General features: G+C 48.7%; 11 protein-coding genes. 10 read left to right on the top strand and 1 reads right to left on the bottom strand.

Going from position 1 to position 14,373, the window contains the following annotated elements; genetic code table 11:
- Position 1: 1 nt before the first annotated feature.
- Positions 2 to 3,307, bottom strand: coding sequence for a SusC/RagA family TonB-linked outer membrane protein (locus FW415_RS21230; protein WP_168208927.1), 3,306 nt, complete (start codon positions 3,305 to 3,307; stop codon positions 2 to 4).
- Positions 3,308 to 3,871: 564 nt separating this feature from the next.
- On the opposite strand from FW415_RS21230, the gene FW415_RS21225 reads away from it, so the two are divergent.
- The 10 genes from FW415_RS21225 to FW415_RS21180 all read left to right on the top strand — a co-directional run bounded on the left by FW415_RS21225 (position 3,872) and on the right by FW415_RS21180 (position 14,189).
- Positions 3,872 to 4,417, top strand: coding sequence for an RNA polymerase sigma-70 factor (locus FW415_RS21225; RefSeq protein WP_148389032.1), 546 nt, complete (start codon positions 3,872 to 3,874; stop codon positions 4,415 to 4,417).
- A 42-nt stretch (positions 4,418 to 4,459) separates the two neighbouring features.
- On the top strand, positions 4,460 to 5,623 hold the full coding sequence (locus tag FW415_RS21220) for a FecR family protein (protein ID WP_148389030.1): 1,164 nt from the start codon (positions 4,460 to 4,462) through the stop codon (positions 5,621 to 5,623).
- Positions 5,624 to 5,915: 292 nt separating this feature from the next.
- Complete coding sequence (locus FW415_RS21215; protein WP_148389028.1) at positions 5,916 to 7,049, top strand: hypothetical protein; 1,134 nt, start codon at positions 5,916 to 5,918, stop codon at positions 7,047 to 7,049.
- A gap of 10 nt (positions 7,050 to 7,059) precedes the next feature.
- Positions 7,060 to 7,620, top strand: a complete 561-nt coding sequence (locus FW415_RS21210; protein WP_148389026.1) for a LemA family protein — start codon at positions 7,060 to 7,062, stop codon at positions 7,618 to 7,620.
- Positions 7,601 to 7,996, top strand: coding sequence for a hypothetical protein (locus FW415_RS21205; RefSeq protein ID WP_168208926.1), 396 nt, complete (start codon positions 7,601 to 7,603; stop codon positions 7,994 to 7,996). The genes FW415_RS21210 and FW415_RS21205 overlap by 20 nt, the downstream gene beginning before the upstream one ends.
- A gap of 489 nt (positions 7,997 to 8,485) precedes the next feature.
- Positions 8,486 to 9,349 carry a ThuA domain-containing protein gene (locus FW415_RS21200; protein WP_168208925.1) on the top strand — a complete coding sequence of 288 codons (864 nt, stop codon included), beginning with the start codon at positions 8,486 to 8,488 and terminating at the stop codon, positions 9,347 to 9,349.
- 50 nt (positions 9,350 to 9,399) lie between these two features.
- Positions 9,400 to 11,565, top strand: a complete 2,166-nt coding sequence (locus FW415_RS21195; protein WP_210420759.1) for a TIM-barrel domain-containing protein — start codon at positions 9,400 to 9,402, stop codon at positions 11,563 to 11,565.
- A gap of 215 nt (positions 11,566 to 11,780) precedes the next feature.
- Entirely contained in the window at positions 11,781 to 12,371 is a 591-nt protein-coding gene (locus tag FW415_RS21190) for an RNA polymerase sigma-70 factor (RefSeq protein ID WP_148389019.1), read from the top strand.
- Positions 12,372 to 12,540: 169 nt separating this feature from the next.
- On the top strand, positions 12,541 to 13,707 hold the full coding sequence (locus FW415_RS21185; RefSeq protein ID WP_148389017.1) for a FecR domain-containing protein: 1,167 nt from the start codon (positions 12,541 to 12,543) through the stop codon (positions 13,705 to 13,707).
- An 8-nt stretch (positions 13,708 to 13,715) separates the two neighbouring features.
- Positions 13,716 to 14,189, top strand: a complete 474-nt coding sequence (locus tag FW415_RS21180) for a protein-disulfide reductase DsbD domain-containing protein (RefSeq protein ID WP_148389015.1) — start codon at positions 13,716 to 13,718, stop codon at positions 14,187 to 14,189.
- The last annotated feature ends 184 nt before the right edge of the window (positions 14,190 to 14,373 follow it).

Genomic DNA, 14,373 nt, shown 5'->3' with positions numbered 1-14,373 from the left:
TTTAGAATGTTACGTCAATCCCTACAGTATAAAATTTAACCTGTGGATACGCGCCGTTGCCGGAACCGGATAAAAGTTCCGGGTCGAAGCTGGAGGGGAATTTTGTAAATGTCAACAGGTTCTGCCCGCTGGCGTATAGCCGGGTCCTGGTAATGCCCGCCGGCTTTAACCATGCTGCCGGGAGCGTGTACCCTACCTGGGCAGTTTTCAAACGCAGGTAGGAGGCATTCAATACGCTGAAAGAGCTCATCACCTGGTTGTGCTTCTCGGTGATCAGTATCCTTGGATAGTATCCGTTTTTAACCACTTTCCCGTTTTCGACAATGGTCCTGTCCAGATGCATGCGCAACGCATTGTTGGGGTCGAATGCCCAGAATGATTCAGCGCCTATCACGCGGCTTACCTTACTGGCGCCCTGGAAGAAGGCAGACAGGTCAAACCCTTTATACCCCAGGTTTATATTGGCTCCATAAGTGATCCCGGGAATGGTATTGCCCAGCACAACCCTGTCGTCTCCATTGATCTTGCCATCTTTGTTGCGGTCTTTAAAGATCAGGTCGCCGGCCTTTACGGGCGCCCCCTCAACATGCGGGGAAGCTGAAGCCTCCGCATCCGTCTGATAAATGCCAGTTACCTCGTAACCATAATAAGATCCCCATGGTTCGCCCTCCACGTAGATCAGGTCTCCTTTGGAGGGATTCCTGTATCGTTCTACCTTGTTCTCATTGAATGCGCCATTCAGGGATAGGGTATATTGCACATTTCCTATGGCATGATTGTGCTCCAGCAATAACTCGACGCCTTTATTTCTCATGGCGCCGGCATTGACAACAGGCGCGGGCAATCCGAAGATCATTGAAACCGGAACGGGAGAAAGGATATCATCTGTATAGCGATTGTAGTAGTCGGCGGATATGGACAGCAGCCTGTTGCGGAAAAGATCGATATCGATGCCAATATCCAGCTCGGTCGTTTTCTCCCAGCTGATGATCGCATTGCCGGCTATGGTAGTAGCGGCGCCGTCTGCAACAATACCGCCGAAGTTATAGTTCTGCCCTAGTTTTATCCTTTGGAAATAATTGTAGTCGCCGATATTATTGTTGCCCAGTTGTCCCCAGGAGCCTCTCAGCTTCAGGTTATCGATCCAGCTGATGCCCTGCATGAAATGTTCTTCCGTCACTCTCCAGCCGGCGGAGAACGAGGGGAACCAGCCTACCCTGTATCCGCGGTTAAACTTGGAGGAAGCATCTCTCCGCAGGTTCACTTCCAATAAATACCTGTTATCAAATTCGTAGTTAGCCCTTCCAAACACTGACCCCAGGCGGGACTCGATGGCGTAGCCGCCGTTCGTCATACCAACCGTTGATCCGCCATTCAGCTGGTCCAGGTCGTTAGATGGAAAGTTCATCCGGAATGCCTCGTTGCTGAAAAACTGGTAGGCTTCGCGGGAAGCTCCCAGCAACCCTTTCACGTCATGTTTGCCGAACTTCCTGTTATAGTTCAGCAGGCTTTGCAAGGTGATGGTTTGCTGACGGGTAATATTGTCCGTTACGCTATTGGGGCCCTGGACGGTATGCACACCATTGCTGTAATAATTGATCGTTTTCACATGTCTTTTATTATCGCCCAGGTCGTAGTTAACGCCGGCCACTCCTTTCAGGGTCAAGCCTTTCAACAAGGTCAGTTCCCCGAAAACGCTTCCAAGCAAATGGGAGTTGGTGCCGTTCCTGAATCCGCCCGCATCTACCCAGGCGATAGGATTCCCGTCTGTATAGCGATTCCAGGTGCCATCCGCATTCTTACTGGTTATCGTGGGCGGGATAAAGTTCGCCTGTCTGAAAAAATCTTCACCGCCGCTGAAGGGCGAAATAGGGTAGATCACGTTATTCCTCGACAGCGAAATATTTGTGCCCAGGGTCAGCCATTTCTTTACGCGGCTGTCCAGGTTTATCCTGGCATTGTAGCGTTTGTGGGTAGATCCTTTGATGAGCCCGTCCTGATCGAAATACCCAAATGACACCCTGTAGCTGGTGATATTATTACCGCCTGCAAAAGAAAGGCTATGGTCCTGGGTAAACCCCGATTCCGTCAGCAGGAGGCCCAGCCAGTCTGTATTCGGAAAATTGTAGGGATCGGTGCCTGATCTGTATTTGGCAATATCGTCATTACTATACCGGGGAGGCAGCCCCTGGTTCCTGTTACCTTCATTGTATAGTTCAGCATACTCATGGGAGGGAAGATGATCGGGCAGGTTGGTTGTAGCCTGCCAGCCGGCAAAGCCCCGGTAGTTGATTTCGGAAACACCGTTTTTTCCACGTTTGGTCGTGACCAGTATCACGCCGTTGGCAGCCCTCGATCCGTAAATGGCGGCGGAAGACGCGTCCTTCAGCACGCTTACGCTTTCGATATCGCCCGGGGAAATATTGTCCATTCTCGATTCCAGCCCATCAACAATGATCATGGGGCCGGCGTAGTTCATGGTGCCTATTCCCCTGATGATCACGCTTACTCCTTCATCTCCCGGCTGGCCGGATGGTTGTGTGATCGTGACGCCCGGCAGACGGCCCTGTAATGCCGCCACGGTGTTGGTGGGTACATTCGCCATAAGGTCTTTCCCGGAAACGCTCCCGACAGCCCCCGTCAGATTTATCTTCTTCTGCGTGCCGTAACCGATGGCCACCACTTCATTCAGCCCTACTGTGGCCTGCTGAAGTTTAACATTCATAACGGAGGAACTGCCAACGGGGAACTCCTGCGGGATCATTCCAATAAAAGAAAACAAAATAGTGCCGTTGGCCGGAACACCCGGTAACAGGTAATGGCCATCGGCATCGGTAACGGTTCTCACAGCGGTGCCTTTTACGGCAACAGATGCACCGGGCAATGATTCACCGCTGTCGTCCGTTACCCTGCCGGTAAGTATATCCTTTTTAACCGTATCCCGGGCGGAAGGAGAAGGCGCTACCTGGTTAAACATAGTGGCTGGTTGTGGCTTTTCCACCCGTATTACATTATCGCGTATGTTCCATTGCAGTCCCTTTCCCTTCAAAAGCACGTCCATGATCTCCCCGACCTTTTTGTTCTTTGCGGAGATGGTGACCTTTTCGTTCTTCAGCACACCGGTATTTTCGAACATGATCACTACATCGGCTTTCGTTTCGATGGCGGTGAAGACCTGCTGTATTGGCGTGTTCTTATAATCCAGGGAGATGACGGTCTGTTCGTTCCCCTGTGCATGCCCCGGGGCAGCCAGGAGCACTTGCGCTGTTGCGAGAATCGCACCGAGTATGAATGTGGTTGTTTGCATGATGAACTTTCCGCTCCCTTTTAAAAAGGCCGGGCGCGACAGCCTGTTAATACAAATTGTAAGGATATTTGGCATATCTTGCATTTGGTTTTGAGATGTTTAGAACTGAAATGTTTCGGACCATGCCCCTTCAATGCTGTCCAGGCGGGGAGGGGCTTTTCTTCCTTTGCTGGCGTGCTATGGCGCGCTATCTATATGCATCATATAACAGTCAATTTAGTTGATAAAAATGGTCCTTTCAGATGACCTGCCTAAGCAATAGACTAAAAACTTATGGGCAGTCACTAACCGGATTCGATTTTTTTTTATTTTTTTCCGGAAACGCGAAAAGGTTTATTTTTCGTTGCCGCTGAATATGCCTGCCGGCTCTTCCATTGTAAATTATGATCCCGATACATGAGAAAGTCCGGGAAGACCGGCGGATGCCGTTTTGCCTCCCCCGCATTCCACGGAATAACCATCAGGGAAGGGATACATTCGTTTAACTATTTCACAGTTTCAGGCGAAGCAGTTTAACTGTCAACGCATCTATTATTTCAGATTTGACTATAAAATGCTAACACCGTGCAGCGGGTAGAGGTGAACTATCAAACAATATTGGAGCGGCTGAAGGCATCCGACCTGGATGCTTTCGATATCCTCTATACGCATACCCGCGAACGTTTGTTCGTTTATGCGCTTTCTTTTCTAAAGGATGAGGCCGCGGCCCAGGACGTGGTGCAGGACCTGTTCAGCGATTTCTGGGAGGGTAAACTATTCCTGGACGTTCATTCCGGCCTGGTCAGCTACCTTGTCCGCGCGGTCCGCAATCGCTGCCTGGTGATCCTGAAAAAGGAGCAGAACCGGCAAAAGGTCAAAAAGCTGTTCGATTATACGGAGAGTGGCAAGGTGGCCCTCGATGGTCAGCTGGAAAACCGGGAGCTGCGCCGGGAAATAGAGGCTGCTATAAACAAATTGCCGCCCATGCCGGCCAGGGTATTCCGGCTGCATTACATTGAAAAGCTGAGTTATGCGGAGATCGCAGGCATGCTGAACATCACCCCGGCCACGATCAGCAACCATATGACCCGGGCGCTGAAGTCGTTACGGGAAAGCTTAAAAAAAATCTGATAACCGGTTAGTGACGCCGCCCCGGGAAATAGTCATTATAGTATGATGGACAAATTGACGGAAGAAGAAAGATTTTTGTTAGTGGGCAAGTTGACCGGCACGCTTACCCGGGAAGAAGAGGCAGCATTGGAGCATTTGTTCCTTTCCAACCCCCATGCCCGCCCGGCATATGACGAGCTGGTCCGGTCGCTGCCGGCTGAGGATGTGGAGACAGGGTTTGCACGGCGAAAGGAAAACCCGGCCTGGAGAGATCTCGCAACTGAATTCCGAAGGCGGCAGCAGCCACAGGCAACAGCCAGGCATATTCCCTTCTATAAAAAAAGATGGGCCGCAGCCGCTATGGTCACCGGCGTATTGGTGGTCGCGGCTATATTCTGGCAACAGCGCAGCAAAAACGGGAAGACGCACCTGGCCGGAGTGTCTTCAAAACCCGCTATCGAATTGCAGTTGGCAAACGGCCAGGTCATCGATCTTTCCCGGAAAGAGGGGGCTATTGACGCCGGCGCCGTGCAACTCAACAATAATCATAAGGTCCTGACCTATGCGATGGGTAAGAGCGGTACGGTCCCTGCGGGTATGAACAGCCTTTCTGTACCGGTCGGGCTGGATTACCGGGTGCAATTGGCCGACGGGTCTGAAGTCTGGCTCAATTCCGCCACCCGCCTGGAATTTCCGCTGTCTTTTACGGGCCGCAGGCGGGAAATCACCATTCACGGAGAAGCTTACCTGAAGGTAGCAAAGGACGCTGCCAAACCATTCATTGTGCATCTGCCGCATAGTACCGTGCAAGTGCTCGGCACCGAATTTAACGTGAATACTTATGATTCCGGCGTCGTAAAAGTAGCATTGGTGGAGGGATCGGTCAATATGCAGGCGCCTACCGGGGAGAGCAGGCTGACGCCCGGCCAGCAGGCCGTGTACCGGGCCGGCGAGCCCATCGCACAAGTTGCTTTTGATGCCCGGCAGGTGCTCAGCTGGCGCAAGGGGCTGTTCTATTTTAACGATGCCAGTCTCGAAGAGATCAGCCGGGTAGTACCCCGCTGGTATGGCGTCCGGGTAGTAATTGATAATCCGGCGATCCTGTCCCGCCGGTTCAGCGGCGTTATTAGCCGCAACCATCCCATCACCGTCTTCATGGAGGATTTAAAGGTCATCTCCCATATTGATGCCCGGATAGATCAGGAGGGTATTCTGCATTTCAGGTAGGGGGTGCATATCATAAGCTTGAAAACAATTTGCATACTCCGTTCGTAATGCAGGCAAAGCTATGGCTGTGCCTGCATTTTTTACAAAAATTATTTTATTAGGGGAGCACCGTGTTTTCAAATCGTCAGGCAAATAACACCTTACCGCTTGTTGTATGAACTATTTTTTTAATTTTGCTGCCATTGCGTGGGTTTTGGCGGTTAGGAGCTTATTGTAAAAAGGCACTTGCCATTGTCAATACCAGGAAACTGAAAACCGGCGTTGCTTTTTCAGGTCCGCAATAGCATAATTTATGCAGGAATTTATAGCCTTTTTTACCCGGAACGAAGTTACCAACACCGGCATTTTCTTTCTGATGCTGGGAAGCTGTTTTATTGCCATCTTTCATACCATCATCCTGTCAGCCTTATTTCGACTGGATTTTAAAGGGTGGTTGTTTTTTGTGGTTGACCCGCTGCTGATATTGCTGGCAGGAGTATTGGGCAAGCATTTGGTGATGCTTGTCTTTTTCCTGTTATTTATATCGGTCTTTATCCTGGCCTTCACCGGGATGGTCTATGCCGGAGTTATCAAATCCAGGGAGGAGAAAAAGGAAAGGGAGCAACTCAGGAAGCGATATCATGTTGCGCCTAAACCGCTATGGAAGAAAGTTGCGGGGTTTGTAGCCGTTGCCCTGTTTTTTGTAAGTTTTTACCACATCGGGTTTTCTGCTGTATTGTTGCTGATTATTATCGTTCCGGTGATTGCTGCGATACTGCCCAGCAATAAAAATAGATTTTTAAAGTATCAACGCACCTTGCCCACCTCCAGGATACGTTCCGTTGCTATGGGATTGGCGGAAATTGAAGGCGTGCTGGAGGGGATAGCAATAATGCGCTCGCCCATTGGCAAGAAGCAATGTATCGGGTACAGATACCGCATAGAAGATATCAGTACGGATAAGGATGGTGACAAAAGCTACTCCACTATTTTCGACGAAATTACCTGCAACCCCTTTTATGTTTCAGACGAAACCGGGAAAATAAAGGTAAACCCGGAAAAGATGGAATTCGTATACGTGCCGGAGGACGAAATGTACAGTTCCGGTGGAAAGCGATATACACAGTTTCTTATAAAAGAAAATGACAAGATGCTGCTTATCGGAAAGGCCGGCCTGGCGGAAAACAACCAACCCGTTTTTGAATACGAAGCCGTAAAGGGAGTTTTTGCCATTGCCCCTTTGGATAAAATAACGCACTACAATACCTTTAAGCCGTTATTAAATTCTTTCCTGATTTTTTCCTGCGCTTTTGCGTTTATGGTTTCCCTTATTCTCGTTACTCCTATAACTATCGTAGATGGAAAATTGAATATAGGAACACCGGATTTCGGGATAGACCTTGACTTTTTCAAGGCAAAGAATACTATAACAGATGCTGTATATTAAAACGATAACTATGCATACAATTATTTTTTACATCATTATCGGTTTATTGGTTGTTGGTCTGTTTAGCGTTATTATCGCTGCGTACAACAGGCTCGTCATGCTGAAAAACAACGTAAATAAGGCTTTTTTCAATATTGATGTGCTATTAAAGCAACGTGCTGATGAAATACCTGATCTGATAAAAGTGGTGAAGGAAAGTATGCATTATGAAGAAACCATGCTGACGAGGTTGACGCAGCTAAGGACCGATTTTTTAAACAGTGCTGATCGTGAGGATAGATTAAAGTTATCCAATGAAATGGAGCGCATGGTAAAATCCATTTTTGCGGTATCGGAAAATTACCCCGATTTAAAGGCCAATAGTAATTTTTCGCTTTTGCAGCAGCGGGTTTCCGGCATTGAGGATGCCATTGCGGACCGCAGGGAGTTTTATAACGAAAGCGTTAACATGTACAATATCGGTATAGCCGAGTTTCCGCCATTGATCCTGGCTAAACTATTAGGATACCAGGAAAAACAGCTTCTGCAAATATCAGCCAGTGAAAAAAAATATGATGGCGTTCAGTTCTGATTTTATTTCCATTTTGGAAACGATAGAGCAGCAGCCGGTATATGTAGTGCTTTGGGCTGCTTTCGGAATGTTCTTTTGCTCATTCGCCCTGTTTGTGCCGCTTATAATTTTAAGAAAACTGAACAAAGCGGCTAAAATTGAAAACGTTGCAGGGGTGATCGCAGGTATCATGTTATTGTGTTGGATTGCAGGTTTCGTTACCCAGATCATCTTATTCTTTTCGGGAGTTTCCGGCATAAAATTATTGTTAATATGGATAGCCATGTTTCTCACTTATGTGGTTTTTGGTGTATGCAATAGAAAGATGATCCTGAAATGGGGGAATAGTATTACCAGTAAAAAAAGACAGCATAGTAAAAATTCAGCGGAAGCTTAAGTGGCAATTTTTACGGTTGCCGGTGGCGATGAACGTTGCCTGTGGATACTGTTTATACGGGTGGCGGAACGGGAGCCTTCGGGGCCGGATCAGACCCTTGGGGTAAGGCCGTGCATGTCGTGGGCAATGGTCAGTCATGCTGACCTTTGACGGCCTGCTCATTCAGTTTGATGCTCCATTGACTAATTCAGATCGGATATTATCATTAACATGCTATTCTTCAGAAAAAGAATCAATTTGTAAGTAATTTTCTGCGGTGGAGTTGCACCGGAATAGTCCGGTCTTTTTCATAAATAACAGGAGGGCGTTCGCTTGGGTGAAGTTTTATGCCTTTACGAAGAAACATTAAATGACTGTCGGCAATGCTTACCAAAGTATGAAGTGGATAGGGAATATATCTTCTAAGGAAAGAATTTTAAACATATGAAAATTATGGCATCCAGCACGTTTATGTCATTCTGGAAGTATCTCATACTATTGCCGTTTTTTATGTTGAATACGGCAACATCTGGGCAGGAAAAAAATAAAGAACTGATCCGTGTACTGATAGTAGATGGATATAGCAACCACGACTGGAAGCAAACAACTCTTGTAACCAAACGGATATTGGAGGAGTCAAAGCTTTTTGCCGTAGATGTGACCACTGCGCCTGCAACAACTGATACAGACAGCCTCCTGGCATGGAACCCTGATTTCAGCGGTTATGGTGTAGTTATACAGAATACCAATAATATTCATAACAAGACCTTGCGCTGGCCCCGGAGAATGGAGGAGAAGCTGGCGCAATATGTGGCAGATGGCGGTGGGCTATACATTCTCCATTCTGCAAACAACGCTTTTCCACACTGGAAAGAATATGACAGGATGATCGGGCTGGGCTGGCGGCCTAAAGAAACAGGTTTTGCATTGGAAATAGACGGGAATGGAAAGATCATCCGTATCCCGCCGGGAGAAGGAAGCAATACGGGTCATGGAGAAAGATTTGATGCATTGGTAAAGATCCTCAACCGGCATCCCATCAACAATGACTTTCCGGAGCAGTGGCGAACAGTCTCCATGGAACTATATACGCATGCAAGAGGCCCTGCGGAAAATTTGACCGTGCTTTCATATGCGTTCGATACTGCTACTGATAAAAACTGGCCGGTGGATTGGTTGATCGGATATGGAAAGGGGCGGGTGTATAATTCCAGTATGGGACATTTATGGCAGGGCGAAAATTATCCCCTTGCTTATCGCTGCATTGGTTTTCAAACTACCATGATCAGGGCCGTGGAATGGCTGGCAACCGGGAATGTGACATACCCTTTGCCGGCAAAATTTCCTCATAACAATATCAGCGTACTTGAGTGAATGTATTGCCGGAAAACAAGATCATCTGCAATAACATGAAAATGGAATCAATGAATAAAATATTTTCGAAGATCATACCTTTTCTGCTGATACTGTTCATCAGCGCTGCCGGCTATGCCCAGGTAAAGGTTGTATGGAAACAGGTACAGCCGGGCATATGGAAATCGGTTGTTGGAGAGCCTGAGCCTATAAGCCTGTTGAAAGCCGCGCAGGCAAAAGCCTATGAAGCCGGTTTTGCATCACTGCCGGCTACTTCATTTCCATTAGATAAAAATGAAATTACGGTTACGCAGCGGGATGGGAAAATTTATCTCCGGTTTCCTTTACAGCAGGAGGAGAAAATTTTCGGGTTTGGATTGAATTTTAAAACCGTCAACCAGCGGGGCAGGATATTGAACCTGCATGTTGATCATTATGGGGGAGCGGACAATGGCCGCACGCATGCGCCAGTACCCTTTTATGTGAGTTCCGGTGGTTACGGTGTGCTGATTGATGTGGCCAGGTACATGACGGTATATGCGGGTACCGCTGTTAGCGTTAACACCAAGCATCCACCGCGATTATATGACAGGAATAACGATAAGGATTGGTCCGCCCAGCCTTACTCGGATGCGGTAGAAATATTGATCCCCGCGCAGGGCCTGGAAATGTACGTAATTGCCGGCCCTACGCCCATGCATGTCGTGCAGCGTTACAATCTGATGAACGGTGGGGGTTGCCTTCCACCCAAATGGGGCCTCGGTTTTACGGAGCGCGTGCCTACCCTGTTCAGCCAGGCGGAGATTATCCGCGAAGCAAAAATGTTTGAAGAGCATGATTTTCCCCTGGATTTTATCGGGGTAGAGCCTGGGTGGCAAAGCATGTCCTATCCCTGTACCTTTGAATGGGATAAGGAGAGATTTCCCGATCCGCAGGATTTCCTGAAGAAACTATCCGCAATGGGCATTCGTTCCAACTTATGGTTAAATCCATATGTATCGCCCAGGGCTTCACTCTATCCCGGTATGAAAAAACTGTCCGGATCCCATACCGTATGGAATGGCATTGTTCCGGATTTTACATTGGCACAGGCAAGAAAGCTGATCAAAGATCATTTTTTCAGGCATCATCTGGAACTCGGTGTTAGCGGGTATAAGATTGACGAGATCGACGGATATGATAAATGGTTGTGGCCGGATGTGGCTACCTTTCCATCCGGTTACACCGGAGAACAGATGCGGCAGGTGTATGGATTGCTGTTGCAGCAAATGACGGCGGCGTGGTTTAAAGAAAGGAATCAGCGGACTTATGGGCTGATCCGCGCATCCAATGCCGGGGCAAGCGCTTTCCCATACGTCATATACAATGATTATTACAGCCATCGGGATTTTATAACGGCATTGATCAACAGCAGCTTCTCCGGTGTATTATGGACGCCCGAGGTACGGGCTTCGGAAACCGCTGAAGAGTGGGTGAGAAGGATGCAAACGGTTTGTTTTTCACCCATGGCCATGCTCAACGCATGGGCGGATGGCACAAAACCCTGGAGCTTTCCCGAAGTGGAGAAAGCGGTAAAGGACGTAGCTGATCTGCGGATGCAGTTGCTCCCTTATATCTATAGCACCTTTGCCCAATACAGATTTGAAGGGAAGCCCCCGTTCAGGGCCATGAACCTGCTGACAGGATTTGATTTCGGAGAAACAAACGTGGAAGGAAAACTGGATGGCACCAAAAATCCCTACGCGATGAGTATAAAAAAAGATATCAACGACCAGTATATGATGGGCGATAATATTTTGGTAGCGCCGATGTTCACCGGAGAAAAAAGCAGGAAGGTACATTTGCCGGAAGGGAAATGGTACGATTTTTATACCGGGGCATTTGCAGGGGAACATGAAATAATCAATATTACGCCGGGGCTCGATAAAATTCCTTTGTTTGTAATGGACGGCAGTATTATACCGATGATCGCTGCAAGAAGACAAGCCCCGACACCCGAGAGCAAAGATCAGCTGATCGTTCGTCATTATGGGAAAGCCCCGGGCAGGTTTACCTTGTATGACGATGACGGGGTGAGTTTTGATTATGAAAAGGGTGCATGCACCTTCATTACGCTGAGCGTAATACGGAATAGTAGCGGAGATCTTGTGGGCAGCATGACCAGGCCGGCGCCTGGTAAGCCGTTTGCCTATACAAATGATGTGAAGTGGGTGTTTATGACGGAGAATAAAAAATGAATGAGCAGGAGAAAATGCCCCTGATTGCGCTTGTAACGCAGGAAATAAAAGGCAAGGGAACGATTGTCCTCGACATTGAGGCGTTGCCCAAACGGCGGGATCGGACAAATGCGCTTTCCGGACGATGCATACAACCGCATCAGAAATGTTGAACAGCCATAAAACCTGTTTATCATTCCCGGCGAATTTGTACATTTATTCGAAATCAGGTAGCTATGGGTCTTCTCCCTGCAGACGATGAAAGGGAATTATTAGCCGGCGTGGCCGGACGGGATCACCAGGCGTTCCGTGTCATTTACGATAATTATGGCAGGAAGGTCTATACCTATGCATTGCAGTTGTTGCATTCAGCGTCTGAGGCGGAGGAAATGGTCCAGGAAGTATTTCTGAAGCTTTGGCTAATGGGGGATCGCGTGCTGGAGATCGCCAACCTCGAGGCCTATTTAAGGACCCTGACGAAGCACCGGTCTTTAAATGTGCTGCGCCGGATGGTTTTGGAGGGGAAGATCGAAAAGGCTTTGGGGAAAGACTGGCGGGAGGAAACCAATGATATGGAGGACGAGATCCTGATCAGGGATGTACGCAAGGTGCTGAACAGGGCCATAGATGCATTGCCCAGGCAGCAAAGGGAAGTTTATATATTATGCCAGCAACAGGGACTCAAATACGAAGAAGCGGCGGAACGCCTGGGTTTATCCCCGCTGACTGTTCAAACCCACGTCAAACGGGCCCTTAGATCTGTCAGGTCTTATGTTAAAGACCATGCCGACATAGCGGCAATTTTAATCATATTAAAGTTGATATAGTTTCATCGCACCATACCGGAATACGGCCATCTCCTGGCCGCGCGGGCAAAATACCCCACATCGCCGCTTGTCCCAAAAAAATCTGAAATTTTATGGCTTCATGTACCCCGATCCCCCAGGCTCAGGTGTCTATAAATGAAATGGGCCGATCAGGCCGTAATTTCATTATATGGATACGAATAGGATGAATTCGCTGTACCGGGCATACCTGGACAGCAATATGAGCCCTGAAGAGCTGGAGGAGTTCCGGCAGGTGATCCTGGATACCAGCCAGGAAGCTGCATTGGATCAGCGGATGGAGGAACATTGGAACGAACTGGCGGACGATGCGTTGGCATTTCTGCCGGAGGACAGGGCAGATGAGGTTTTCAACCGTATTGTGGAACACCGGGTCCCGGCTGCCGGACGGATCAGGCTTTGGCCGCGCGTGGCGGTGGCTGCTGCCGCCGTTGGTGTGATCATCCTCGGAATATCGCTGTACACGGCCAGGCAGACTGCTGACCCGGTTGCCCGGGCCGAAAACCAGGTAGATATTCCTGCGGGTACTACCGGCGCCACGCTGACCTTATCGAATGGGAAAAAGATCAGGCTTTCGGAAGCCGCCGACGGCGAGTTGGCCGAAGAAGCCGGCGTGGTAATCCACAAGTCGCCGGGTGGGCGCCTGGTTTATGAAGTGAAAGGGGCCAAAGGGGCATCCGCGGGAGTCAACAAGTTGTCGACCGCCCGGGGAGAAACGTATCAGATCCGCCTTCCGGACGGCTCGGACGTCTGGCTGAATTCAGCCTCCAGCCTGGTCTTTTCCTCCGGTCTGATCAGCAACGGAAAGCGTGTGGTACAGCTGGAAGGGGAAGCCTATTTTGAAGTAGCGAAGGAAAAACAGCATCCTTTCATCGTACAAAGCAATGGCCAGGAGATCGAAGTGGTAGGTACACATTTCAATGTCAACGCCTATCCTGATGAGCCGGTCGTAACCACCACATTACTGGAAGGCGCCGTTGACGTTAGCGCCGGCGGGATCAAACGGAGGATCAAACCTGGTGAACAGGCCCTGAACAAGGCAGGCCGGATAACAGTACAGCAAACGGATACGGATAACGTCACCGATTGGAAAAACGGTGATTTCGCATTGAACAACATTGCGTTTAAAGCAGCCATGCGAAAGATCGCCAGGTGGTATGATATGGAAATTATTTATGATGACGCTGTTCCGGACAACCTGGAGTCAGGTGGCTGGATCTCCAGGCAAAAACCGCTCGCTGCGGTGCTTAAATCAATTGAGTCTTCCGGTTTGGTGAAGTTCCGGGTGGAAGGCCGGAAAATTTATGTAACACGATAGATCAAAAAATGAAATCAATTACACTGTTTGTATTATTTACCTGCCTGGCGGGTTTCGCTGTAGCGCAAAACAGTTATCCCGTATCCTGGGAGTTCAGGTCTGAACAGACTGCCCCGCTCACTTACCGGATTATTCTCCAGGCAACCGTGAAAGCGCCATACCACATATATCCCCGGCAGGCTTCCGGCGGTATGGGACTGCCCACGGAGATCACTTTCGGGGAGAATGACAATGTTGCGTTTGTGGATGAGATCCAGGAAAAGGGTATGGAACAAAAGGATGGGGAAACATTGGCATACTATGCAAAAGGTGCGACCTTCACGCAAACGATTACACTCAAATCCGAAAAGCCGACTTCGGTTTCCATTACTATCAAGTACATGGCCTGTACCAAACAAATGTGCCTTCCGCCCGCTGAAAAGCAATATACATTAGCCATCAATCACAAGGGCGAAGCCGGAGCGGCGGAAAAATTGCCTTAGCTATAAAAAACTAGTCCCGACAATGCCGGAACTAGCTAGTCTGGAATCAACTGAAATCAACTGAAATCAATTACAGCAAGCAGCCGGTCGAAAAGCGCATTGCTGTGTTACAACCAAACCAAACAAATGTATAGAATTATTAACAGATGCCGGAGGTATTCAACCAGCCCCGGCCCTAAAATCG

This window comes from Chitinophaga sp. XS-30 (assembly GCF_008086345.1).
GTDB lineage: Bacteria > Bacteroidota > Bacteroidia > Chitinophagales > Chitinophagaceae > Chitinophaga.
This window is presented reverse-complemented; position numbering and strand designations above follow the sequence as displayed.